This is a genomic window from Acetobacter persici, assembly GCF_018256955.1.
GTDB lineage: Bacteria > Pseudomonadota > Alphaproteobacteria > Acetobacterales > Acetobacteraceae > Acetobacter > Acetobacter persici.
In genome coordinates this window covers 79774-102759 of sequence record NZ_JAERKU010000011.1, presented here as the reverse complement: position 1 = coordinate 102759, position 22986 = coordinate 79774, and the positions used below count along the sequence as shown (strand labels likewise).

The window sequence follows — 22986 nt, the reverse complement described above, 5'->3', positions numbered from 1 at the left end:
GCGGGGTGGAGCAGCCCGGTAGCTCGTCAGGCTCATAACCTGAAGGCCGCAGGTTCAAATCCTGCCCCCGCAACCAACGATACTTGCGATACGAACGCATCGAGAACGCCACTGTCCGGATGGACCGTGGCGTTTTTCTTGTGCGCCGCGAACTGCAGGATCGCCGCCAGATCACCGCGCAGGATGATCGCCAGTTCGCCATCGGCCGGCTGGAGCGTGATCTGCGAGACGAGCGTGCGCAGACGCTCGGCCGCCTCCGTCTTCGTCTCTTCGGCCTGAAGGCTCTCATAAAGAGACGCGATCCGCTGCTGATAAATCTCCGCCATGTTCGGATGCAGCAGGGGAGGCGGCTCTTCCGTATTGGCCAGACGCTCTGTCACTTCTGCCTTGCGTGCTTCCAACCGCTTCATGTCATCGACGATTGCCTGGATTGGTCCACCAGCCTTGAGCGCGGTCAGAAGTTTTGCCAGTTCCCGATCAATGCGGGGCAGTTCTGCTCGCATGGCAACCAGATCGGCACCGTGCTCCATGCGCAGCCTGTTCACCTCGCGGGTGAACTCGTTGCAGAACTCCTTGAACAGGTCCGGCTCCATCAGGTGCGTGCGTAATCCACTGAGGACCGATGCTTCCAATGCGTCACGGCGGATGTTCAGCCGGTTGTCGCAGGTGCCCTTGTTGCGCGCCGTCGAGCAGCCGAGCAGATCCTTCGAGATCATGCTGTAGCCGCCGCCACAACAGCCGCAGCGGATCAGACCGGCAAAGAGGTGGCGAGGACGGCGCCGGTCATTGAGGGCTTCGTTTCCCCTCTCTGGCTGGCTGAAGGTTGTTTCGGCCTGGCGCGCCTTCACGGCATCCCATAGATCCTGCTCAATGATCCGCAGCTCCGGCACCTCCTGGATGACCCATTCGGATTCAGGATTGAGGCGTGAGACGCGCTTGCCGGTATCAGGATCTTTCAGGTAGCGCAGCCGGTTCCAGACCAGACGGCCGACATACATCTCGTTATTGAGGATGCCGGTGCCGCGTTCCCGGTTGCCGTGAATGGTGGACGGTCCCCATTCGCGGCCCTGCGGGCCGGGAACGCCGTCGCGGTTCAGTTCCATGGCGATCGTGCGTGAGGACTTGCCCCGTGTGTAATCGGTGAAGATGCGTCTGACCGTGCGGGCCTCTTCCTCGTTGATGGTCCGGTCACCCCGGATGCGCTCGCCCTTCGCATCGAACTGGCGCACGACATCATAGCCGTAGGAATTGCCGCCGCCGGACTTGCCGTCCTCGATCCGGCCGCGCAGGCCACGACGGACTTTTTCGGCGAGATCCTTGAGGAACAGGGCATTCATGGTGCCCTTGAGGCCGATATGCAGATGGGTGACGTCGCCTTCGGACAGGGTGATGATCCGCACGCCGGCGAAGGTCATTCGCTTGAACAGGCCGGCAATATCCTCCTGGTCGCGCGACAGGCGATCCATGGCTTCGGCCAGAACGATCGAAAAGCGGCCTCGCGTCGCATCCTGGATCAGCTCCTGAATGCCGGGACGCAGCAGGGAGGCGCCCGAGATGGCGCGGTCGGTATAGCTGTCGACGATCGTCCAGCCCTGTTTCTCGGCATGAAGCCGGCACAGACGCAGCTGATCCTCGATCGACGCGTCGCGCTGGTTGTCGGATGAGTAGCGGGCGTAGAGCGCGACTTTCACAATCCCATCTCCCTATTCCTGGAGATCGCGTCGCCTCGCGGCCTCCACTTCAGCGTTGACGAAATCCCGTGCAGCCTGACGGGCCAGAAGCCGGACCAGACTGACCAGCCGTGGATCGGCTCCACTGCGTAATGGTGTCACGTTGGCCTTCGGAGCGTCGAGAACGAGCCGCACCCTGTCCGCTATCGTATCGCGTTGGCGTGCCATCTTCCCGTCCTTTCTGCATGGATCGTCGAAACGTCCTGAACCCACTGTGGCGGACGGATTTGCAGTGCGTGAACAGAAAAATACACAGAAACAAGGAGATGGGCCGTGCGGAGAGGGCTTCGGGATAGTCGCGAACACGCGCGGCTATCGCTGTCGGCACTATCACAAGATGGTGAACGTGCGACTATAATAGTCGCAATTTATCGCGGTGGCATCGACTCGCAGGTTGGTTGGCACGGACCTGCATCCCTTAAAGCCGTATCTACGCGGTTTCGTGGATGCGATCTGGCGCCTGGTGGGGCCGGGAGAGAGGAAGAGGGAAGTGAGGTTTTCGTGACGGATTCAGGGGTGGAAGAGAGGCTTCCGCCCGTCCGTCACGGAGTGTCCTGCCATGGCGAGTGCCATCCAGAAAATCGCCCTCAATGCGTCCCGTGATATTCCCTTCAACAAGCTGGTGCTGTCGCAGTCCAACGTGCGGCGTGTAAAGGCCGGCCTGTCGATCGAGGAACTGGCCCGCGACATCGAACGCCGCGGCCTATTGCAAAGCCTCAACGTTCGTCCCGTCCTGAACGGTGAGGGGGCGGAAACCGGGGTCTATGAGGTACCGGCCGGTGGTCGCCGGTTCCGCGCCCTTGAACTGCTGGTGAAGCAGAAGAAACTGGCCAGAACGGCACCCGTGCCCTGCGTCGTGCGCGAAGCCGGATCGGCCATTCTCGCCGAGGATGATTCCCTGGCCGAGAATGTCCAGCGGGTCGCGCTGCATCCGCTGGACCAGTTTCGGGCTTTTCGCGACATGCTGGAGAAGGGCATGTCTGAGGAAGAAATCGCGGCCGCGTTCTTCGTCGTGCCGGCCGTGGTCAAACAGCGCCTGCGCCTCATGACTGTGTCGGACAAACTGCTCGATATCTACGAGCAGGATGGCATGAAGCTCGACCAGCTCATGGCCTTCTCGATTAGCGATGATCACACCCGTCAGGAACAGGTCTGGGAGATTGTTTCCCATAGCCACAATCGCGAGCCTTATCTGATCCGTCGCATGCTGACGGAGAAAACCGTGCGAGCCTCGGATCGCCGCGTGCGCTTTGTCGGGCTGGACGCCTATCTCGCTGCCGGTGGCCATGTCATGCGTGACCTGTTCGAGGCAGACGATGGCGGCTGGCTGCAGGATCCGACCCTGCTCGACCAGTTGGTGATGGAAAAATTGCAGGAGGCGGCCGAACAGGTCCGTGCCGAAGGCTGGAAATGGGTCGAAACGGCGCTGTCCTTCCCCTGGGGGCATACACGGGACTTCGCGGAGATTGATGGTGTGCCGGTGGTGCTTTCGGAAGAAGACGCCGCGTGTCTGACCGCTCTGCACAGCGAGCGGCAGACGATCGAGGCGGAATACGCGCAGGCGGATGAATTCCCCGAAGACGTTGATATCCGCCTGGGCGAGATCGAGCAGGCCATTGAGGCGCTGGAAGAACGCCCTGTGTCCTTCGATCCGGTGGACATGCAGCGAGCCGGCGTCTTTGTCAGTCTCGATACCGACGGCACGTTGCTGGTCGAGCGGGGCTTCGTTCTGCCCGAGGATATGCCGGTGGAGCCCGAGGATGGTCACCATGAGTCCGAGGGATATGATGACGGAATTGTCCATGGCAGCGATGGCGACGATGCCGACGGGGGAGGGACGAACGGCGCACCGGACATCGAGCCCGAAGAAGAGGACGGATCGAAGCCGCATTCCGACCGTCTGCTGACCGAACTGACGGCCTGGCGCACGCTGGCCCTGCGCGATGCGTTTGCCGGCAATCCGCATATCGCGCTGACGGAACTGCTCCATACGCTGGTGCGCGACCTGTACTGGCAGGTCTCGGGCGCGGACTGCCTGGAAGCCTATGTTCGGGAAATTTCCCTTCCGGTTCATTCCCCCGACATGCCGGGCAGCCTGCCGGCTCATGCGCTGCGCCAGCGTAACGAAGGCTGGAAGCACGATCTGCCGGAGAATGAGGACGCGTTGTGGCACTGGATCAACGGGCTGGATGACACTAGCCGTCTGGCCCTGCTGGCGCATTGCCTGTCTTTCGGGATCAACGCGCTGCATGAATCGTCCCATGGTCCGTCCCTGGCGCGCAGCGTCAGGGAACGGCTGACGCGAGCCGACCGCCTCGCCACTGCGCTTACGCTTGATCTGGTCGAAGCGGGCTGGCAGCCGACGGTGGAGAATTATCTGGGCCGTGTCACCAAGGCCCGTATTCTCGAAGCCGTACGCGAGGCGCGGGGAACTGAGGCAGCCGAGCGTATCGCACATCTGAAAAAGAACGACATGGCGCCGGCGGCCGAAAGGCTGCTTGAGGGCGCCGACTGGCTGCCCGAAGCATTACGCACGAAAGGACTGTCCGCGCAGATGAAAACTGATGAAGTCCCTGATTACTTAGCAGACGGGCCTACCGCGGTCGCTGCGGAATAGCATTTCCCTGAATGAAAATGGCGGCTTCCGATCTCCGGGAGCCGCTTTTTTCATGCTGTCATGCTACTCGGCAGTGCTTCTGCTTCCGCCTCTTTTAAGACATTCATTGACCTTGAAAGTCTGCCCATAACCAGACATTGATTACGGGTATAAGGCAACTCCACGTTATGGCCCTGTATCAGGCTGACTACGCCTGCCGAGCACGGTTTCATGAGCCAGCCGATTTTTCTCTTCGCGTCAGACTTTCACGAGTTTGATAGCGCGTTCCGGACAGGCCTTTACACAGAGACCGCAGGCACGGCACTGATCGGCATGAGGCGTATACGCGACCAGTCCTCCATGAACATGGCTTTTGATCTTCCCGACAAATGAAAGCTTCCGATAGTCCGAACGGTCGATCTTTCGAACTTCGAAAACATTGTAAGGGCACAAGGCGACGCAGGCGTCTTTTCCCTCACAACGATTGAAATCAACAATTGGGACGACCAGCCCCGTTCGACCTTCTTCCAGGCATTTAGGTGCGCTCATCGGTCTTTCTCCGTTTCCGGTCGTTTCGATGCCACTCATTTGACGCTCTGCTGCAAATTCCGACTTTGGCGAAGTTCCCGCGCGAACATCTCAAGCGTGGTCATTGGTTTCCCCAGTTTTTCCCAGGTTTCCTTGGCGTAAAACGGATCTTCGTGATCGCCGAAATAGGCGAACAGATGCGCCACGAATTTCATTTTCGGATTGAAAAGGCCGATCATTCGCATGACCCAGAGCGGCGCCACGCGAATTTTGAGAGAGGGATCGTAGTTTTTTACAAACCGCTCCAGCGCCTGTCTGACGGAGATCGCTTCCGGTCCCTGCACGGGACAATGTTCTGGCATTGCTTCAGGATTTTGAAATGCCTCGACCACCCATCGCGCATAATCCACAGCGCTGATCCACCAGATCCTGACACGCGTATTCCCGATCCACTGGATCGCGCGTCCGCTGATCATGAAAGGCAGCAACTCCATGAAATGGGTTGGCGCGAAGAAGGTATGACGGATACCGGTGTCCGCAATGATCTTGTGCCCTTCCATACGGATAATATTGGGCACGACATTCTGTTTGATGTTTGGGAGAGCCGGTGGATAGGCACCAAGAGCACCGATCTTGGCAATATACCGGATATCCAGCCCCTGTATGGCCGTCATCAGGTTTCGTACACCCTCTCGCTCTTCATAAAAGGGAAGGTTCGGGTCCGCCGTCTCGGTCGCGAGATTGATGTAGAGCGCGTCTACCCCTTCAAGAGCACTACGCAGTCCCGGAATGTCCCGTAGATCGACCTGAACGATCTCGACAGTGTCCGGGAGCATCCTGCGTGCCTTGTCCGGCGAGCGGACGATGGCGCGGACTTCGAAATGTCTGGCCAGTTCGGTCGCGACCGGCGCGCCAAGGCGACCCGTCGCACCAATGACGGCTATTTTTCTGATCGGTTTCATGGTGTGTCCTGATCCATCGATGCAAAAATTGTCCTGAGTTTTTCAGGACCGTAATGCCGGTTTATGGCGGTGTTTCTGAGGCCGATCCCGCGCAGCAGGAAACGGACCGTGTTCTCGACCAGCTTGTCGCGTGTCACGCCGTATTCAACGACCGTGATGTCGGGCAGGCTGATCAGATGCAGCGTGTTCGCCAGATGATGGACGAACCAGATCTCGGCACTGCCGGTCTGAACACCGTCCTCAATATCGCCCGCGTCCTGCGCAACCCGGAAAGATCGTTCGAAAACGCCGATCCAGGGCTTCACATGCCGATCGAGGAAAGCCTTTGCGAACTGTCCGTCGCCCAGCAGACTGGCCGTGACCAGCCGCTTGGTATCATTATGAGACTGTGCATCTCCGATGCCGGGAAAGACCGCCTGCACGAGCAACGCAACACCTGTGACCAGTGTTGCCGTCGAAGGAGTTGCTTCGGCGAGAAGACGGCTGCCCACGGCGTTGGCTTCTACGCAATGGGACTCAAGTTCCGCGTAAAGCACCTCCTTACTGGCGAAGTGCCGGTAAAGAAGGGCTTCTGAGACACCCGCCGCCTTGGCGATCTCTTTCGTGGTCGCACCCTCCCGACCAAGCCGGGCGAAAACGGGAGCCGCCGCTGACAGGATCGCCTGCCTGCGGTCCGTCGCGGAAAGTCTGGAAGGGCGTGGCGGCATGGTTTCTCCTTACGGAGAATTAGTAAGTTAGTATTCACTTACATGCAAGCGCTTTGTTATACCTCGCCGTATATGACCAGGGTCAGGTCCGGACGCCCATCGACTGCGAAGGTTGAAACCTCAAAGATCCGGGGACCATGAACAGGATGATGGAACGTCTCGGCGCCATGCCCGAACGTATGAACCGTCCTGTCCTGCCATAGCGCCCGGAATTCAGGACTGGCGCTGCAAAGTTCCGCCACTAAAGGCTCGACCGCCTCCGATGCACCCGCCCGGGCCGTATCCATCCTGAAGCTGCTGACGATGAAACGCGCGGAACTTTCCCAGTCCGGGTGAAGCCTCCTGCTGCGCGGGTCGAGAAAAATCAGCCGAAGAATATTGCGGTGTTCGGGCGGAAGGAGCGCAAAATCTGTCATCAGTTCCGTGGCCGCACGGTTCCATGCGACCATGTTCCAGGTTGCGGTACGGATGAACGCCGGACTGGGATCAAGTCTGTCGAGCACGCGTTGAAGTCTCGGCGTGACATCCGTGTCCTGCCGATAACGCGCCTCGGGCGATCGCCCCAGCCCGAGAAGGAAAAGATGCTCGCGTTCTGCGTCGGTCAGCATCAAAGCACCCGCAAGACGCTCCAGAGCCGCAGCCGACGGCATTCCGCCCCGGCCCTGCTCAAGCCAGGTGTACCATGTCACGCTCAGCTCCGCGCGCTGCGCCACCTCCTCGCGACGCAGGCCCGGGGTTCGTCGGCGGATTGCCGGGAATCCCAGTGCGACAGGATCAAGTTTCTGACGTGCATTGCGAAGATAGAGACCAAGCGCCTTCTCACTGGCGTGCAGGCTACTCATCCTGTTAGTTCCTATACCCCTGTAAGTTCACGGCTTTACCAGTGTATCTGATGCCATTCAGTCTGTCCCCTTTCGGGAATACTGTCCGGACCTCAATCCTGAGTCGGGCTGGATCTTGTTTCCGGGAGACGCAGGGGCACAGCACATGAGCATATCTTCCGATAAGTCTTCACTGTTACGCATCGCCATTCTGGGCGGCGGACGGATCGGCAGCGCTTTCGCCTTTCATTTCGCGCGAAACGCGAGGCATGAGGTCACGATCATTGCCCGTCCGAATTCTGCGCGCCTTGCACAGTTGCAACGGGATGAAGGGATCGTGACAACGACGCATGAGCACGCCTCAGCGATCATCTGCGACACGCTGGATGAAAACATCCCGTATGATCTCGTGCTCGTTACGGTGAAAGACTACCAGGTGAGAGCGCTTCTCCCGGCGCTGACGCGCTGTGCAGCCCGGAAAATCCATTTCATGTTCATGACGTTCGAACCGGACCGTCTCCGGCAGGCGGTCAGCCCTGAACGTGCTGTTCTTGGCATGCCCTTTCTCCAGTCCGATTTTGATGCAAACGGCCATCTCAAGATCTCCATCGGAAAGCGCGAGACGCTGACCGACGACCCGGAATGCGCACATCTTTTCAGGGCTTTGGGGCTGCCTGCCCGGCACGAGCCCCAGATGGCCCTGTGGCTGCGCTGTCATGTTCCGCTGGGTGCCGCTTTCGAAAGCGTTGCCGTTGCTGCGGTGCAGCGTGGCAAGGGAGCTTCATGGAGCCGTGCCCGGACCCTGGCTCTTGGTGTACGGGCCTGCTTTGCCATGATCAGGAGCCAAGGATATGAGATTTACCCGAAGGACAAGGCGAGACTGGAAAAAATGCCGGTTTCCATCGTGGCGACCATGCTCTGGGGGCTGTCACGCATTTCAGTGTTCCGTAGTCTTCTGGCAACTGGAAAGACCGAGTGCAGCGCTCTTGTTGATGACATGCTGGCATCAGCGCCCACGACTGCGCCATCAATCGATTTGCACGCCATTCGCGCCATGAAACCAGAATGATAACCTGATCCTTTTCCCGATATGAGGTCTCAGGTTGTTACCACACATGCTGTCGTGCGCATGACCACTTGCAGATAATTTTGATCAATACCGGACAGGCAGTAATCGCCTCATGTCAGACATCAGGCGGTTGGAAGAATTTCCCGGAAGCCGACATAAAACGTCGAGCGCTCAGTTGGAAAGGTAATCCCCCCATTTTTAGTGGGGTTCTGACTGAGAATTTAAGCAGCTGCTTTTAGTTTCTGGGCGGGTGTGAACCCGCTGTTCCCCATGTTGGGTCTGTCATGGTTATATGTCCAGAGCCATTGTGTTGCGACCTCCTGTACGTCCTGAATGCGTTCAAACAGATGCTGCTCCAGCCATTCCTGCCGGACAGTCCTGTTGTAGCGTTCAATATAGGCGTTCTGCTGCGGATTACCCGATGGCGTATAGATCAGGGTAATCCCCTGCTTTTCGGCCCATGAAACCAACGTATGACTGACATATTCAGGGCCATTGTCCATTCGGATAGCCCCTGGCCTCCCACGCCACTCCATAACCTGCTCCAGACAGCGGGCCGGCAGGGAAAAATCAACCTCAATCGCCAGTCCTTCACGATTGAAGTCATCCAGAATGTTCAGGAGCCGAAAAGCGCGCCCATCCAAAAGCCTGTCCGCCATGAAGTCCATGGACCAGGCCCTGTTGGGAAGGGCTGGAACCGGGACGCCGCCCTCATCCTGGCGGATCACACCCATAATCTGCGCGTCAGTAAAGCGATCACTCTTCATCAGAATCTTCTCATTTCTTACGCTGAGAAAATTCTCATTCAAAAGCCACTCTTTTATGGGGGGATTACCGGTGGACTCACAGCTGATAATGCGTATTATGAACCTAATGCAATGCAGTCAGAGTGGTAGAATGATAACAATTATATAAAGCTTATCAAGATAATACAACTTTTATAACTTACAGAACTGCCTCTAACTACTCCCAAAATTTTAAGGATGACACATGGAGCCGGTAATTTATACGAAGAAATTCAATAGTTACTTGCGTCAGCTAAATTTAAGCGGTCAGAAAAAGATTGTGCAGGCTGTCCGGGCTGCAATGGCAGAGGCAGGGACTAATGCTATTATTGAATCATTGCCTCGCACAAAGCACGGTGAGAGCCGCCTGAAAAATATCGAGAAATTTGACCTCCCTGATGCATACCGGCTCGTGGTACAGCGCGTGGGAAATAAAAAGCAAGTGAGAGCGTTTCTCTTTGTGGGGACTCACGACGATGCTGAGAAATGGCTAGATAGTCATCGAAATTATACGTGGGTGAAAAGCCCAACCGATGGTACCTTAAATTTCATACCAATCACCTACAATGAAGAGCGATATGTTCCTGCCGACAGACTTGATCTGGAGAGCCCGGAATCAGATCTCGAAGTTCCTCTTCTTAGGCATCTGACCGATGAGGAATGGAGTCGGATTTTATGCAGTGAACAGCAAAAAATATTAGCAATGCGTATCACTGGCGAACAGTATGAACAAGACGCTGAAGGGATTCTGGAAAAGCTTGATCAGTTGGGCAATTACGAGGCAGCTAGTCTATTATTAGATTTGTTCGTGCTGGCTCATGGAAAAGATTGGGATGCATTTCATCGCCGTCTGGAAATATTTGATCAACCTGAAATCATCTCTGATACAACAAAGCTGCAGTCTGAGATGAACTCCCTCGCTAACGTTGAGCAATTTGTGACGTTCGATGATGAGGCAATGCTCGACGGCTTTTTTGAAAAAATGACATTCTCGGATTGGATGCTGTTTTTACACCCTGAGCAGAAGAAAATTGCGCACCATGATTATAAAGGACCGGCACGTCTTAGGGGTGTATCAGGTAGTGGCAAGACCTCGGTCTTGGTGCATCGAGCTCGTTATCTAGCCAAAAAATATTCTGCACCAGTATTGTTGGTCACGCTAACAGAAAGCATGCGGAAGCTGCTAGAAAAATTAGTTGAAGAGCTTTGTGGGGCAGAGAGATCGCTTATCTTTACCAAAACCATGAACTCGCTTGCTCGGGACGTTTTCAATGAGTGTTACGAGTGTTTCCCATACCCTCAGGTAAACTCCGACGTTCAACATGACTTGCTGACCAAGTGCATCGCGGTTCTTAGGGAGGATCCTTCATTTGTTAAGACCCCGATGCGAGGGATGGTTGACAACGATCTTCGCAACTTTCTCAAAGAAGAGTTCGAGTATGTTAGGGGACGTTTGCGTCCATGCGAATTCAATAAATATCTTGATACCAACTTATTTCATCGCCGTGGTCGTGCAATACCGCTTAATAAGAGTGCGCGCGAGGTCATGGTTCGAGCTGTAGCTGCCTATGAAAACGGTGTAGAGGAGCACAACTTATCCGATCATGAGCTAATCGTTGCTCGGGCGATTGATTCACTTGCCGCCAAACCGAATAATGGTCAATTCAGGAGTATTTTGATTGACGAAGTTCAGGATCTAACAGAGCTCGATGTGGTTTTGCTAAGTAAGTTAGCGACGCCCGATGGAGAGGTTTTATCTCATGTAGAGAACGGTCTATTTTTGGCTGGAGATGGGGCACAAAGTATTTATAAGAGAGGGTTTGCACTTAAACGTGCTGGTGTTGATGTAATTGGTCGCAGTGTTAGCCTAAAAAAGAACTACCGAAATACACATGAGATACTGAAGGCAGCTTTCAATTTGGTATCTGAATACGAATTTTCAGATACTGATGAAGATGAAGTTAGGCAGCCCTCGTTACCTGATTTTGCAAAACGACACGGTGAGCGCCCGCTCTTACTTCAGTGTACAACCTCTCATGACGAAGTCGAAGCAGTTGTTCAGTATGTCTCTACGTTGTTATCTATGAGCCAGACTGCAGGGCAAATTTGCATCATTGCCCCTCAGCAGAGGCTTCGCACTGCAGTGCGCGAAGCCTTAGATGCAAAGGGAGTTGCTTGCGCCGATCTTAAGCATGACGTCAATTTTGATAGTGATAATGTAAAAATCAGTACTATTGAGTCAGCTAAGGGTCATGAATTCGGTGCAGTGCTGATTATGGGCCTTGTCGAAGGCTATTTGCCTCACCAAAACGTGAAACCCCATGAACTGGCTAGAGAAGCATCGCGTCTTTACGTTGCGATGACTCGAGCTCGAGAATCATTATGCATCACCTATAGCCCAAGCTCGAGCCATCCTGCCTCAAGATTTCTTATGTCCATTCAGAAAGATTGCGACGAAGCTAAATATAGGAACGGCAAGATTATTCCGTTGGTTGATGGCTAGGGGTACTTTGAGAGAAAATTTGGGAAGAGTTTTCAACGGGTGCGATCGGTGTTTCAAGGAAGTCCAGTTACAGGCTGAACTGGCATTTGAACACCGAGCCCGCTCAGACGCGTCACTTGGTGTCCGTCCAAGACCATCCTGAATCATTGACATCGTTTGTGATTCCCTGTCAGCGCACCCGATTCGCAGGAATTTCTGATGTGGACCACGGGGAACCGCGCCCGATATGACCAGCGCCAGCTTCGCTATCCGAGCGATCTGACGGACGAGGAATGGTCGCTGATCGCCCCCCTGATCCCGGCCGCCCGGCGTGGCGGCAACAAGCGGACAGTGGATATACGGGAGGTCATGAACGGCCTGATATATGGTCCTGGAACGGGTTGCCCGTGGCGCGCGATCTCGAAAGACTTTCCGCCGCGCAGCACGGTCAATTACTATTTCTGCCGCTGGCAGCATGACGGCACACTCGATCGTCTGCACCATGCGCTTTACATCCTTTGCCGGGAGCAGGCGGGCCGTGAGGCCAGTCCGACAGCGGCGATCATCGACAGCCAGAGCGTCAAGAATGCCGCAAACAGGGGCGGCGCATCGATCCGTCCGGTTTTGATGCCGGCAGGAGGATCAAGGGCAAGAAGCGGCATATCCTCGTCGATACGCAGGGCCTGTTGATGGAGGCAACGGTCCACGCAGCCGATATCCAGGATCGCGATGGCGGTGTCATGCTGATGGCGACATGGTTCGGACTGTATCCGTTCCTTCTGAAACTCTACGCCGACGCGGGCTGTCATGGGGCAAAGTTTCAGCAGGAACTGGCTCATGCCTGCCGTTCTGTGAATGTCGAGATCGTGCGGCGCTGCGACGTCGGAAAATTCGCGGTTCAACCAGGCGCTGGATCGTGGAGCGCACCATCGCCTGGTTGAACCGCTGCCGACGCCTGAGCAGGGATTGGGAGTGCCTCAATCGCAATGCACGCGCTTTCCTCCGAAGGGCATCAGTCCGGATGATGCTCAGAAGACTCTGTAATCATACATCATGATCTTGGGAGGCCTCTTAGAGGCTGTCTCTTAACTCTGTTGTAATGGAGATAGCTGGCTGTGACGAGATCTGCCTCCCGCAGTCTTACGAGACGGAGTTGGAGCATTAGCGCTGGGACTCATATCTGATTACTTCATGCTGCTGGCTATGAGTAAATGCTCAAAGAATGATTTGGCCGATCCGTTCACTTTGTGTCCATTTTGGTATTTTTTATCCTATAAGCCGACCTTCAGCTTGCCCCCCATTGCTGTCGTGATTTCGGGTAGGTGACGGGAACGCCGTGTTCCGGGATGAGGGACTGGGCATTTCTGGGGTTGGATGGGATCCCGCGTGGGAAGTGGTGATCAGAGGAAGAGGGTGGCTTCGCCTTTGGTGCCGAATAACCGGCATCAGAGGAGAGTTTTCCATGGCCACGACCACCATCCTGCCTCCTGCGTCCCGTGGCGCTGCTTCCGGCGGCTTTAAGATCGATCCTTCTCGTGGGGAGCGCAATGCCCGCGTGTCTTCGGAGTGGTTCTCCCGCCCCGATGACGAGCGCTACCTGTCGCTGTCCGACCTCCATGCCTCCACGCTGGCGCGTGCGGATCGGGCTACGGCCCGCACCGTCGAAAGCCGCGCCATTCGTGTCGAAGCTTCCCGCGACAATGCCGAACGCCTGACCCTGACTGTGTCGGGACAGAATGACCCGATCGCCCCCACACACTGGTCGTTCGGCCAGATGTGCAGCCTTGTCGGGGCACCTTCGTCGTACCTGCGTAATCTTCCAGCGCCACTGGCAGCGATCAACCTGCAGCACGGCCTGCTGTCGCACCGGGCCGAACTGGTCAAAACGCTGGAAACCGAGGACGGTCGGGTGGAGCTGCGTGCTGTAACTGGCCCCGATTACGGCCGCATCTGGGACCACGAACTGGTGGGCGCGGTGCGCAAGATCGCGGGCGATGGTACGGGCGATACCAACTGGAAGGTGCCGGGTGTCATCGACTGGGCGACCATGACCCATAATCCCTATGTGGACATCACGAAGGAGACCACGACGCTGTATGCGTCAGACAGGGATGTCTTCCTGTTCCTTGTGGACGATACGCATCCCATTGAAGCCGGACGCCTGCCCAATGGTGACCCCGATCTCTATTTCCGGGGTTTCTACGCGTGGAATTCGGAAGTCGGCAGTAAAAGTCTCGGCATTGCGTCCTTCTACCTGCGCGGCGTGTGCCAGAACAGGATGCTCTGGGGCGTAGAGAATTTCGAACAGATCACGATCCGGCATAGCAAGTTTGCAGCATCCCGTTTCGTGCATCAGGCGACACCGGCGCTCCGGAATTTCGCCACGGCCAGTCCGGCCTCGTTCATCTCGGGCATTCAGGCCTCGCGCCGGGCGCTGGTGGCAAAAACCGATGAGGATCGGGAAAGTTTCCTGCGCCGTCGCGGGTTCTCGAAACCGGAAACCGCAAAGATCATCGAAACGGTCTTACATGAGGAAGGACACAAGCCCGAGAGCGTGTTCGACTTCGTGCAAGGGATTACGGCACTGGCGCGAACGAAGGCCAATCAGGACACACGGCTGGATCTGGAAGAGAAGGCCCGCAGGCTGATGGAGCGTGCGTCCTGAAAGCCGTTTCTCCGTCTTTCCGCCAATACGTTTTTACGAGCCCGGCCACAGCGCCGGGCTTTTTCGTTTCGGGAGTTCTTCCGATGGCTGATTTCTTCACGCATTTTTCCTGCGTGCTCGACGTGGGCACGGTGGACAATGCCGCAAAGGCGCTCGACCTCTATAATGAATTCATGGACGAACTGGCGGCGGAAGAACCGCCGTCTGACGGTTTTGTCCTGTCGATTACGCCTGAATATGGTGGCACCAAGCTCTGGATGCGCGACGAGACAACAGGAGATCCGCATCAGGTCGTGGAATTCGTGCTACACTGCGCGCGGGCCTTTCGGCTGCGGGGCCGATGGGGATTCCAGTGGGCCAATAGCTGTTCACGTTCCCGGGTGGGCGCATTCAGCGGCGGCGCGCATCTGCTCGACCTTGGCAGGCGCAGGACGATTTCATGGACGACCACCGATCGCTGGCTGGCGATTGCCCTGGATGGATGCAATCCCGAAACAGGAGGGCAGGGGTAATGGCCTCGCATGATGCAGGCGATCTTGCCCGTCGTCTGGCGGAGAACGCAGAGGCGGTGTGCCGGCGGTATCTGTCCGCCGGTCGCCGTCACGGCAATTACTGGCTGGTCGGTGATGTGCGCAACACGTCGGGGCGGTCGCTGTTTGTCCGGCTGCACGACACCGCGAACGGCAGGGCTGGAAAATGGACCGACGCACAGTCGGGCGAGCATGGCGACCTGCTGGACGTGATCCGCGAAAGCCTCGGCCTTGTGGATTTTCGCGACGTAGCCGACGAGGCCCGCGCGTTCCTCAGCCTGCCACGTCCCGACCCGGCATCGTCGTCACAGGATCGTCCGGTCCGTGAACGTGGCTCTGCCAGTTCCTCCGAGGCCGCGCGTCGGCTCTGGGTCATGTCCGGGCCGATCACGGGCACGCCCGTAGAAACGTATCTCCGCAGACGCGACATGACGCTTTTGCACGGAACCGGAGCCCTGCGCTTTCATCCACGTTGCTATTATCGCGCCGATACCGACAGTCCGGCCGAGACCTGGCCTGCCATGATCGCCGCCGTCACCGATCTCGAAGGCCGCGTGACCGGTGTGCATCGTACCTGGCTGGCGCGCGACGGACGCGGCAAGGCGCCTGTCGAAATCCCCCGCCGGGCGATGGGCGATCTGCTCGGCCATGCCGTGCGCTTTGGCACGACATCCGACGTTCTGGCGGCAGGCGAGGGGATCGAGACGGTGCTCTCGCTCCGCGAGGTCATGCCCGATCTGCCGCTGGCGGCCTGCCTGTCGTCGGCGCATCTCGCGGCCATGACGTTTCTGCCCACGCTGCGTCGCCTCTACGTGTTGCGCGATGACGACCCAGCCGGAGACCATGCGGTGACGACCCTGCTGGCCCGCACGCAGGAGGCTGGGATCGAGTGCCTCGTGCTGTCACCGCGTCTGGCGGATTTCAACGATGATCTGCGCTATCTCGGGCGTGGGGCGATGCGGGCGATCCTGCATCCCCAGCTTGCCCCGCAGGACGTGGCGCGGTTCCTGCAACCCGTCGCCCACTGAGGCGGGCCGGGAAGGGGGGTGAGGGTCCTCTTCTTTCCCTGTCGTGCGGGGCTGTCCCGTTTCCGGATGCGGCGCGCCCGTGGGCCTTTCATGAGGGGAGCGGGCGCCAGCCAGGCCGGGCCTGCAATGGCGAAGCCGGCTATTTTCCGCCGCGCGTGCCGCGCTTTGCATCGCGAAGCAAAATAGCCGTCTTCCTGCCATCCTCCACTGCGTTCCGGCCGCGCGTTGCGCGGTTCCGGCCCGGCCTTCGTCTGCCGCTATCCGCCCCCGGAAAGGCCGCGAGGGGCGCGGCCAGAACCGGAGAACAGACCCATGACCCGCACGCAGGACGATTTCGAACCCGTACACGCCACCTCTTCCACCGCCCATGTGCTGGCGGAACTCCAGCTTTACGGCCATCGTCCCTTTGAGGACGAGCCGGATCCGAGGTCCTTGCCCGACGCGAGCCAGATCGAGGGCGCGGTGGCCGATATTTTCGACGCCCTGTCAGCCACGCTGACCGACACAAGGCTGGAACCCGATCTCGAACCGCTGCTCTGGTCCACCGTCAATGTCTTTCACCGCATGGTCGGGCAGGTGGAGCGCGATCTCGACCGTAACGAGGCGGCGCAGAAACGCAGCCAGCAGGAACAGGATGGCAGCGAGATCCGCTCGGTGGAACTGGAGCGTCTCATCGCCGAGGGCCTGACCCTGCTGGAACGACGCAACGCCTACGAGATCTTCCGCGACCTTGCCTGCGACCAGTTTGAACGCCTGACCATGTCGCCCTGGCGACCGCGCTCAGGTTCGCTGGTCAGCCGCAGCACGCTGACGGCGTCGATGATCGACAGCCGCGATTTCCTCAACGCCCGCCGCAAGGCCGAAACCGAACTGCTCGTGCCTCCCGGACCAAAGGTCGCGGTCACCGGCGGGCTCGACTACGAGGATCATCACCTGATCTGGAACCGTCTCGACAAGGTGCGAGAGAAGCACCCTGACATGGTGCTGCTGCACGGCGGTTCGCCGAAAGGAGCGGAATTCATCGCTTCCCGCTGGGCCGATCATCGCGACGTCGCGCAGATCGCCTTTAAGCCGGACTGGAACCGGCACGGCAAGGCCGCCCCGTTCAGGCGCAACGACGCTCTGCTGAAAGTGCTGCCCGTCGGTGTCATGGTGTTTCCGGGATCGGGCATTCAGGACAATCTGGCCGACAAGGCCAAACAGATGGGTATCCCGGTCTGGCGCTTCCGCAGGGAGGCTGGCGCGTGAGCGCCACTGTTTCTTTCGACCATATCCTTGAAACGATGAGTGCCGCTCGCGATTTTTCGCGTAGTACCGATCGATCAGAACTGTCCGTCGGGCTCCCTGTTGCCTGCGCTGCCGGTTGAAGCAAACGGGATTGACCGCGCCCCCGGAAGGCCCCACCCGGAGAGATCGGGTGCGGGGTGTGACCTCTTTCCCCATTCCGGCGGCGGGGACGATGGATGAGGGAGCGGTGGTCCCCTTCCTCGTCGGTGAACAGGTCGAAACAGCCGTGGCGAAGGAGGGATCGTCCAGCGGGCAACCGGCTGGCCAGCCTTCGTTGGAACGACGGGTCCAGAGGATGCGGCCCGAACCGTTCGCAGCAGGGACGCAGCAGTCGGGGGCGGGTGTCTAGCCGCGATCCGCGCGACCAGCATGGAAGACGGTCGCACCGGGCGAGCGCGATATCCTCCTGTGTCGTACGTTCCCCACCTGTCGGACCGGTCATGCCGGCATCGTCTCTCCATGAGGCTGGCGGGTCCGCACACCATGGCCTCGGTCGGATGGCTGATCTAGCCGAAGACCGGCTGCGCCTCGATCGGCTGGCCGCAACGGCGTTCCAGAACTTTCTTCCCCTGCCGGCTGCGCCGTCATTCCTCGCGAGACAAGAAAGTTCCGGCCCTGCCGTCCTCCGCTGCGCTGCGGCCCTGAAGGGTGCTCTGCCGCTCGCCTCCGGCTGGTCGATCGCCATCGAGGCCACGGTGGTCGCGGCCCGATAACAGCATGGAGATACGACAATGGCTAACATCGGTTCCTTCAAGAAGGTGGGCGAAGGCTTCGAAGGCGAAATCGTCACCCTGGCCCTGCAGGCCCGTAACGTCCGTCTGGTGGCGGAAACCAGCCGGGCCAACGACAACGCCCCCAACTACCGCGTCTACCTCGGACGGGTCGAACTCGGGGCCGCATGGACCCGCCGCTCCAACGAAGGCCGCACCTATCTGAGCCTGAAGCTGGACGATCCCTCCTTCGCCGCCCCGATCTTCGCCAACCTGTTCACCGACGAGGAAGGGGAAGGCTACACCCTCATCTGGACCCGGCCCCGCAGCCGGAACGGGGAGTAAGCTCCCCACCACCAACCCCGCCCGGTCTCCCCGGGCGGGGCCTTCCGGCGCTTCTTTTCCAACGTGCTCCTCCGGGGCGCGGGCGGCAGCGCTGGTCGCCCGACGTGAGACGCAGGAGGAACAGAGGCTTTCCCTCAGCCTTCCCATTGTACCATGCACGAGGGCGCACCGCGTCAAGGACACGTGGTCCCCCCAATTTTGCCCAACGTACCCTTCGGGCACGCCGAACAAAATCGGCTCCCCCACGCGCCGGCGAGCCGGTCGCCTGCGGCGATCCCTGACCCGCTCCGCCCCGGCATGAGCCGTCCGTCCTGTCTTCGAGAAACGAAAGGAGCAGGACGATGACCACGCACCACGACCATATCCAGATGCTGCGCGCCGAACTGACCAGCTTTCACCTGAGCCGCCGCGAGCGCCGAGAGATCGAGCGCGAACTCAAAGAGGCGCTTGCCCGATGTGCGGCAGAGCGCCACGACGAGCCGGCCCCCGCATAGCGCGGGGGTCTTTTCGTATGGTCGCCCGTGCCATCGGAAGCCAGACGCCGATTTCCCTTTGCCATCATCCTGAAAGAACGGTGTTGAATATCCATAATACGACTATTATAGTCGTATTTCTGGTGTGCTGGCTTTGCGTGTCGGATGTGATCATGAATGATCACTGGCCGACAAGTAAGGGCGGCACGGGCACTCCTGAACTGGACACAGGAGATGCTTGCTGAAAAGGCCCTCGTAGCATTGACCGCGCTCAAGCGCCTTGAATCCGAACGCGGTCTTGGCGTTCATGAGGGCACGACCGACCAGGTCCGCCGCGCGCTGGAAGCGGCGGGCATCCTGTTCATCGAGTCCGGACAAGGACGCGGCGTCATGTTTCTTCACGAGACTTCCGGCACCGAAACGCGGCAGGCTAGGGTGCGTCGCGTTCGTTCTCCGACCTGATCGGAACCATCATGCAGCAGCCTCCGCTCGACCCGTCCGTCGCCGACAGCGCCCCGGAAGCGTCCTGTCTCACCGGCTATGACGAACAGCACCTCATCACCTATCTCCGCCTGCTGGACGCCGAGGCCGATGGCGCCGACTGGCGCGAGGTGGCTCGCATCGTGCTGCACCGCGACGCCACAGTTGACCCCGAGGGCGTCTACCGCTGCTGGCACAGTCATCTGGCGCGGGCGCACTGGATGACCGAGCATGGCTACCAGCATCTCCTGCGCGGCGGTGCGCCCCACTGACATCCTGAATCGTTGCGTGACCTGCAAGACCTGTTGCAGGACCGGGGCGTAGCGGGCAACGGGACGGTCTGGCATACTCTCGCGAGCAAGTGCTTGCCCTGTTCCCACCCGTTACGCATTGGAGACGACGCCATGAGCCGCGCCAACTGGCGGTCGGCGGGCGCGTACGAGGGCCTGCGGTCGCTCGACGCCCCTGCCTTTGCCTTGCAGTTTGTCAGTCGCAATCGGGACTTTATCCGCGATCGTGCCGCCCTTCAGCGCGCCGCGCGCCGGGCCGCGCTGTCCACGTCAGACGCCGACGCCTTCGCCCGGCGCTGGGGGTTGCGATTTCGAGAGTGTCCTCACGACCCTCGATCCACGCACCGCCCTCTGGACTGTTGCGGTATCGCCGGCCGTGATTGCGGTTGCCCCCCTGCCGACAGCACTGGCTGACGCGGCGTCTCGTCCGCTCTCCCTCGCCCGGGCAGGACTGCCGCCCGACATGGCGGAAGAAGTGCTGGTCGAGCGGGGGGAGACGATCCTGCGCCTGTACGTCCTGCCGCCTGACGGGGCTCCGGTCGGCGTGTTGCTGCCGTTCGACGCATTGTTCGAGGTACGCGTCCAGGCCGCCTTGCGGCTCTGGCGCGTGCTGATAGATCGGCGTCCCGGTCGTGATCCGGCCCGCCTGTCATCCGATCGCATCCGCAGGCTGATCCTGGCGCTCCGTACGCTTGACGGTCTGGACAGCGGGGTATCGCAGCGCGAGATCGCCGGCGTTCTGTTCGGTCGGGAGGTTTCCGCTGGGGACTGGCTTTCGCACGATCTGCATTTCCGCATGAAACGGCTGGTACGTTTTGCGCGGGCGCTGCGCGACGGAGAATACCGGCGTTTGCTGTTACATCCATTCCGGGGGCGATAGGACGACTCGTCCTTTCGTGTGCCACTTCACAGACAATCAAGACTTTCGAGAAGCAGCCAGCATCCGGTTTTTCTTGACGTGGGGGACGGCAACGGCCAGCGGTGAAGGCATGGATACCATCAGCCTCCTCGCTCTGCTTCTGACCATCTCGGCAGGATTCAGCATTCTCAATCACCACACGTTTCGCCTTCCTGTGACGATCGGCGTGCTGGTCTTCTCACTGCTGGCTTCCCTGCTGGTCATGATCCTGAATCCATTGATACCGGCCTATGACCTTCAGGCTCTCCCACGGTCTGTGCTCGGAGCGATCAAGCTCCCCACGGCCCTTCTGAATGGCGCGCTGTCTCTGCTTCTGTTTGTCGGGGCCACACAGGTAAACGTTGGACATCTGCGCGCAAAGCTTGCCTCTGTGGCCGCCCTCTCTGTTTTGGGAACCGTTCTGGCCGTTGCCTTTCTGGCGATCGCGGCATGGTACGTCTTCCCCCTGTTGGGCCACGCCATTCCTTTTGCATGGTGCATCGTCCTTGGCGCCATTCTCGCACCAACCGACCCGGTTTCGGTCGTCGGAATGCTGAAACGTCTCGGACTGCCCGGCCCCCTTCAGGCCGTTTTCGCAGGGGAGAGCCTGTTCAATGACGGCGTGGGCGTGGTGATTTTCGGCGTCACGATCGGACTGGCGACCGGGGACAGTCTGGGAGTTACCGCCTCCGAGATTGCTCTGAGCTTTTGCCGCGAGGCGATTGGTGGCGGTCTGCTGGGCGCACTGACCGGATGGATTGCGCTCCATGTGCTTAAGGGACAGCGGGATTCGCATATCGATCTACTGACGTCGCTGGCTCTGGCGACCGGAACCTTCAGCATTGCCAACCAACTTGGCATGTCGGGGGCTATTGCCGTCGTAGTGGCGGGACTGTGCTTTGGAACAAGCTATAGCCATTCCGTTTTCGATGAGGCATCCCGAAAGGAACTCGACGTCGCATGGACACTCATTGACGAGGTGCTGAACGTCCTGCTGTTCATGCTGATCGGCTTTGAAATCCTGGAGATCACGCCGCATCTGTTTACGGTGCTGGCGACACTTGCCGTGATCCCGCTGTCCATTGCCGTGCGGGCATTGAGCGTGCTGTTTTCAACGCTTCCGGTTCATCTCAGGCAATGGGAACAGGGCCGGGTTCTTGGGATCCTGACCTGGGGTGGTCTGCGTGGCGGCATCTCGGTTTCGCTGGCACTGGGATTGCCACCCGGAGACTTGCGCGACCTGTTGTTGCCGGTCTGTTACGGCGTCGTCGTGTTCACCATCATCGTGCAGGGACTGACCATGGAGCGGGTTGCCCGTAGGCTTTATCCGGCATCCGTCTAAGTGGTAATTTCGCTTGTTTCACTTCGGTCAACATGATGCGACGTGGTTGTCGCGCTACCATGGAGCGTCGATTTTCCGTTTCCAGTATTTATTTGTCTACTGAAATAACATGAATGAGAAATACAATGTATAATATACAAATACTTTATTTAAAAACATAGGTTTGATTTTAACATTAGGAGAAAATTTAAACATGCCAAATCGGATTGATAGGAAATCACCTATACGCATCATGCTGGATACAAACATTTGGAGTGAGTTCGCTAAAGCTGACGTAGGTCCTGATTTGCACCGGGCTATTAAACGTACCAATAATATTATTGTCGTTCCACCACTAATTCTTTTTGAAGCTCTAGCAACCCCCGCTGATGAGTATCGTCGTCGATTAGTAAGGTTACTTACTATGCCCACTTGGACACGCCTAATGCCAGAGGCTTACACTTTATCTCAGGAAATTATTTCAGAAGTTAAGCGGTTGCGACCCGAGTGGCTCCGTCATGAACCCAAAACTCAACGCTTCCATAAGCTACGTTATGATTGGACGCGAAAGACCAGAGGATTCTGGGAGCGAGCACGTTATCGTTCGGAATTACTTAGAAATGCATTACGGGAGGATGGTGGATGGCCCCGTAATTTACTCGAAATGGCAAGGAAAGATTATGCTGATCAACGAAGCCTAAGTAAGGAGCAAGGCATTCGTGATATTGGTTCACTCAAAAATTGTGAGGGAACATTTCCAGCCCCTTTGCCCGAAGGGATCACAGATGAACCTATTCAATGCTGGAGGATACGTTCGTGGGCTTCTGTAACAAGAGCGCTGGCATATCCTGAACACCCTCTTGGTGAATGGTTAACGCCTTTTCTTGATTTTGATCGGATGCAGTTTTCTTTGGCATCGTGGAATCGTTTTTGGTTGCGAGAAGTCAATGAAAAACAGATGAAATGCTTCTGGTTACACTATGCTTTCGAAATGCTGCAGTCCGTACAAAAAGTAACACCTGGGACGCCTGCTGATGCAGCGTTGTCCGTCTATCTCTGTGAAGCTGACTTGGTTATATCTGCAGATAAAAATTTTATACGAAACATTGATGGAGTCAGGAATGATGCACCATGTGGAGTTCCTATTGCAAGAATAGTACAAGGCGGATCGTCTGGTATCCAGGAGACCTTGGATATCGTAAATAATTGTTATTTATAAATATAATAATTTAATGAATTGTTATTTATTTTTATAAATTATATTTATTAAATACTTCCA

General features: G+C 57.9%; 25 protein-coding genes and 1 pseudogene. 19 read left to right on the top strand and 7 right to left on the bottom strand.

What is annotated here, in order from left to right:
- Window positions 1-32: 32 nt before the first annotated feature.
- A complete protein-coding gene (locus tag JK199_RS12125) occupies window positions 33-1691 on the bottom strand; it encodes a recombinase family protein (RefSeq protein WP_212376322.1) in 1659 nt (552 codons plus the stop codon).
- 12 nt (window positions 1692-1703) lie between these two features.
- Window positions 1704-1898: a hypothetical protein gene (locus tag JK199_RS12120; RefSeq protein WP_212376319.1), complete on the bottom strand. Its 195-nt coding sequence runs from the start codon at window positions 1896-1898 to the stop codon at window positions 1704-1706.
- A gap of 391 nt (window positions 1899-2289) precedes the next feature.
- On the opposite strand from JK199_RS12120, the gene JK199_RS12115 reads away from it, so the two are divergent.
- Window positions 2290-4347, top strand: a complete 2058-nt coding sequence (locus tag JK199_RS12115) for a ParB/RepB/Spo0J family partition protein (RefSeq protein ID WP_212376317.1) — start codon at window positions 2290-2292, stop codon at window positions 4345-4347.
- A 237-nt stretch (window positions 4348-4584) separates the two neighbouring features.
- On the opposite strand, the gene JK199_RS12110 is transcribed toward JK199_RS12115, so the two are convergent.
- The 4 genes from JK199_RS12110 to JK199_RS12095 are packed head-to-tail and all read right to left on the bottom strand — an operon-like array spanning window position 4585 to window position 7365.
- Window positions 4585-4914: a 4Fe-4S dicluster domain-containing protein gene (locus JK199_RS12110; protein WP_212376314.1), complete on the bottom strand. Its 330-nt coding sequence runs from the start codon at window positions 4912-4914 to the stop codon at window positions 4585-4587.
- A complete protein-coding gene (locus JK199_RS12105; RefSeq protein WP_212376311.1) occupies window positions 4911-5816 on the bottom strand; it encodes an SDR family oxidoreductase in 906 nt (301 codons plus the stop codon). Before JK199_RS12105 ends, JK199_RS12110 begins: the two co-directional genes overlap by 4 nt.
- The gene (locus JK199_RS12100; protein ID WP_212376307.1) at window positions 5813-6523 is read right to left on the bottom strand and encodes a TetR/AcrR family transcriptional regulator; all 711 of its coding nucleotides are present in this window, start codon (window positions 6521-6523) and stop codon (window positions 5813-5815) included. Before JK199_RS12100 ends, JK199_RS12105 begins: the two co-directional genes overlap by 4 nt.
- 56 nt (window positions 6524-6579) lie before the next feature.
- A complete protein-coding gene (locus tag JK199_RS12095; RefSeq protein ID WP_212376303.1) occupies window positions 6580-7365 on the bottom strand; it encodes a helix-turn-helix transcriptional regulator in 786 nt (261 codons plus the stop codon).
- A gap of 145 nt (window positions 7366-7510) precedes the next feature.
- Here JK199_RS12095 and JK199_RS12090 point away from each other — a divergent pair, with 145 nt between their 5' ends.
- Window positions 7511-8413: a ketopantoate reductase family protein gene (locus JK199_RS12090; RefSeq protein ID WP_212376300.1), complete on the top strand. Its 903-nt coding sequence runs from the start codon at window positions 7511-7513 to the stop codon at window positions 8411-8413.
- 221 nt (window positions 8414-8634) lie between these two features.
- Here the strand turns inward: JK199_RS12090 and JK199_RS12085 are convergent.
- A pseudogene (locus JK199_RS12085) lies at window positions 8635-9135 on the bottom strand (integrase core domain-containing protein); the annotation flags it as partial.
- 268 nt (window positions 9136-9403) lie between these two features.
- On the opposite strand from JK199_RS12085, the gene JK199_RS12080 reads away from it, so the two are divergent.
- From JK199_RS12080 to JK199_RS12015, 17 genes are all read left to right on the top strand, one after another.
- Window positions 9404-11701 (top strand): 3'-5' exonuclease, encoded by a 2298-nt coding sequence (locus JK199_RS12080; protein ID WP_212376296.1) that lies wholly within the window; start codon window positions 9404-9406, stop codon window positions 11699-11701.
- Between the two features lie 198 nt (window positions 11702-11899).
- Window positions 11900-12370 carry an IS5 family transposase gene (locus JK199_RS16145; protein ID WP_456304285.1) on the top strand — a complete coding sequence of 157 codons (471 nt, stop codon included), beginning with the start codon at window positions 11900-11902 and terminating at the stop codon, window positions 12368-12370.
- Window positions 12289-12621, top strand: coding sequence for a transposase (locus tag JK199_RS16140; protein WP_456304286.1), 333 nt, complete (start codon window positions 12289-12291; stop codon window positions 12619-12621). Before JK199_RS16145 ends, JK199_RS16140 begins: the two co-directional genes overlap by 82 nt.
- Entirely contained in the window at window positions 12597-12737 is a 141-nt protein-coding gene (locus JK199_RS16135) for a hypothetical protein (RefSeq protein ID WP_456304284.1), read from the top strand. The genes JK199_RS16140 and JK199_RS16135 overlap by 25 nt, the downstream gene beginning before the upstream one ends.
- Before the next feature lie 405 nt (window positions 12738-13142).
- Window positions 13143-14345, top strand: a complete 1203-nt coding sequence (locus tag JK199_RS12070) for a DUF932 domain-containing protein (protein ID WP_212376292.1) — start codon at window positions 13143-13145, stop codon at window positions 14343-14345.
- Between the two features lie 83 nt (window positions 14346-14428).
- Window positions 14429-14857, top strand: a complete 429-nt coding sequence (locus tag JK199_RS12065; protein WP_212376289.1) for a hypothetical protein — start codon at window positions 14429-14431, stop codon at window positions 14855-14857.
- Window positions 14857-15903, top strand: a complete 1047-nt coding sequence (locus JK199_RS12060; RefSeq protein ID WP_212376286.1) for a DUF7146 domain-containing protein — start codon at window positions 14857-14859, stop codon at window positions 15901-15903. The genes JK199_RS12065 and JK199_RS12060 overlap by 1 nt, the downstream gene beginning before the upstream one ends.
- A 312-nt stretch (window positions 15904-16215) precedes the next feature.
- The gene (locus JK199_RS12055) at window positions 16216-17151 is read left to right on the top strand and encodes a DUF2493 domain-containing protein (RefSeq protein ID WP_212376283.1); all 936 of its coding nucleotides are present in this window, start codon (window positions 16216-16218) and stop codon (window positions 17149-17151) included.
- A 536-nt stretch (window positions 17152-17687) separates the two neighbouring features.
- Window positions 17688-17903, top strand: coding sequence for a hypothetical protein (locus JK199_RS12050; protein WP_212376280.1), 216 nt, complete (start codon window positions 17688-17690; stop codon window positions 17901-17903).
- A gap of 18 nt (window positions 17904-17921) precedes the next feature.
- Window positions 17922-18245 carry a DUF736 domain-containing protein gene (locus tag JK199_RS12045; protein WP_166928337.1) on the top strand — a complete coding sequence of 108 codons (324 nt, stop codon included), beginning with the start codon at window positions 17922-17924 and terminating at the stop codon, window positions 18243-18245.
- Window positions 18246-18586: 341 nt separating this feature from the next.
- Window positions 18587-18739, top strand: coding sequence for a hypothetical protein (locus JK199_RS12040; protein WP_212376277.1), 153 nt, complete (start codon window positions 18587-18589; stop codon window positions 18737-18739).
- Window positions 18740-18952: 213 nt separating this feature from the next.
- On the top strand, window positions 18953-19180 hold the full coding sequence (locus JK199_RS12035; RefSeq protein WP_456304283.1) for an XRE family transcriptional regulator: 228 nt from the start codon (window positions 18953-18955) through the stop codon (window positions 19178-19180).
- 11 nt (window positions 19181-19191) lie between these two features.
- Window positions 19192-19470, top strand: coding sequence for a DNA -binding domain-containing protein (locus JK199_RS12030; protein ID WP_212376275.1), 279 nt, complete (start codon window positions 19192-19194; stop codon window positions 19468-19470).
- A 132-nt stretch (window positions 19471-19602) separates the two neighbouring features.
- A complete protein-coding gene (locus JK199_RS15825; protein WP_244985112.1) occupies window positions 19603-19902 on the top strand; it encodes a transcriptional regulator domain-containing protein in 300 nt (99 codons plus the stop codon).
- A gap of 49 nt (window positions 19903-19951) precedes the next feature.
- The gene (locus JK199_RS12025; RefSeq protein ID WP_212376273.1) at window positions 19952-20368 is read left to right on the top strand and encodes a DUF2285 domain-containing protein; all 417 of its coding nucleotides are present in this window, start codon (window positions 19952-19954) and stop codon (window positions 20366-20368) included.
- Window positions 20369-20477: 109 nt separating this feature from the next.
- Entirely contained in the window at window positions 20478-21728 is a 1251-nt protein-coding gene (locus JK199_RS12020) for a cation:proton antiporter (RefSeq protein ID WP_212376270.1), read from the top strand.
- A gap of 193 nt (window positions 21729-21921) precedes the next feature.
- Window positions 21922-22926: a type II toxin-antitoxin system VapC family toxin gene (locus JK199_RS12015; protein ID WP_212376267.1), complete on the top strand. Its 1005-nt coding sequence runs from the start codon at window positions 21922-21924 to the stop codon at window positions 22924-22926.
- Window positions 22927-22986: the final 60 nt, after the last annotated feature.

What these genes read in the sequence shown, in the direction of transcription:
- JK199_RS12100 (WP_212376307.1), bottom strand. Translation starts at nt 6,523, where the DNA reads ATGCCGCCACGCCCTTCCAGACTTTCCGCGACGGACCGCAGGCAGGCG.
- JK199_RS12050 (WP_212376280.1), top strand. Translation starts at nt 17,688, where the DNA reads ATGGCTGATCTAGCCGAAGACCGGCTGCGCCTCGATCGGCTGGCCGCA.
- JK199_RS12120 (WP_212376319.1), bottom strand. Translation starts at nt 1,898, where the DNA reads ATGGCACGCCAACGCGATACGATAGCGGACAGGGTGCGGCTCGTTCTC.
- JK199_RS12035 (WP_456304283.1), top strand. Translation starts at nt 18,953, where the DNA reads ATGCTTGCTGAAAAGGCCCTCGTAGCATTGACCGCGCTCAAGCGCCTT.
- JK199_RS15825 (WP_244985112.1), top strand. Translation starts at nt 19,603, where the DNA reads ATGAGCCGCGCCAACTGGCGGTCGGCGGGCGCGTACGAGGGCCTGCGG.
- JK199_RS12015 (WP_212376267.1), top strand. Translation starts at nt 21,922, where the DNA reads ATGCCAAATCGGATTGATAGGAAATCACCTATACGCATCATGCTGGAT.
- JK199_RS12020 (WP_212376270.1), top strand. Translation starts at nt 20,478, where the DNA reads ATGGATACCATCAGCCTCCTCGCTCTGCTTCTGACCATCTCGGCAGGA.
- JK199_RS12040 (WP_212376277.1), top strand. Translation starts at nt 18,587, where the DNA reads ATGACCACGCACCACGACCATATCCAGATGCTGCGCGCCGAACTGACC.
- JK199_RS12070 (WP_212376292.1), top strand. Translation starts at nt 13,143, where the DNA reads ATGGCCACGACCACCATCCTGCCTCCTGCGTCCCGTGGCGCTGCTTCC.
- JK199_RS12045 (WP_166928337.1), top strand. Translation starts at nt 17,922, where the DNA reads ATGGCTAACATCGGTTCCTTCAAGAAGGTGGGCGAAGGCTTCGAAGGC.
- JK199_RS12110 (WP_212376314.1), bottom strand. Translation starts at nt 4,914, where the DNA reads ATGAGTGGCATCGAAACGACCGGAAACGGAGAAAGACCGATGAGCGCA.
- JK199_RS12060 (WP_212376286.1), top strand. Translation starts at nt 14,857, where the DNA reads ATGGCCTCGCATGATGCAGGCGATCTTGCCCGTCGTCTGGCGGAGAAC.
- JK199_RS12065 (WP_212376289.1), top strand. Translation starts at nt 14,429, where the DNA reads ATGGCTGATTTCTTCACGCATTTTTCCTGCGTGCTCGACGTGGGCACG.
- JK199_RS12095 (WP_212376303.1), bottom strand. Translation starts at nt 7,365, where the DNA reads ATGAGTAGCCTGCACGCCAGTGAGAAGGCGCTTGGTCTCTATCTTCGC.
- JK199_RS12030 (WP_212376275.1), top strand. Translation starts at nt 19,192, where the DNA reads ATGCAGCAGCCTCCGCTCGACCCGTCCGTCGCCGACAGCGCCCCGGAA.
- JK199_RS12055 (WP_212376283.1), top strand. Translation starts at nt 16,216, where the DNA reads ATGACCCGCACGCAGGACGATTTCGAACCCGTACACGCCACCTCTTCC.
- JK199_RS12025 (WP_212376273.1), top strand. Translation starts at nt 19,952, where the DNA reads ATGGCGGAAGAAGTGCTGGTCGAGCGGGGGGAGACGATCCTGCGCCTG.
- JK199_RS12080 (WP_212376296.1), top strand. Translation starts at nt 9,404, where the DNA reads ATGGAGCCGGTAATTTATACGAAGAAATTCAATAGTTACTTGCGTCAG.
- JK199_RS12115 (WP_212376317.1), top strand. Translation starts at nt 2,290, where the DNA reads ATGGCGAGTGCCATCCAGAAAATCGCCCTCAATGCGTCCCGTGATATT.
- JK199_RS12090 (WP_212376300.1), top strand. Translation starts at nt 7,511, where the DNA reads ATGAGCATATCTTCCGATAAGTCTTCACTGTTACGCATCGCCATTCTG.
- JK199_RS12105 (WP_212376311.1), bottom strand. Translation starts at nt 5,816, where the DNA reads ATGAAACCGATCAGAAAAATAGCCGTCATTGGTGCGACGGGTCGCCTT.
- JK199_RS16145 (WP_456304285.1), top strand. Translation starts at nt 11,900, where the DNA reads ATGTGGACCACGGGGAACCGCGCCCGATATGACCAGCGCCAGCTTCGC.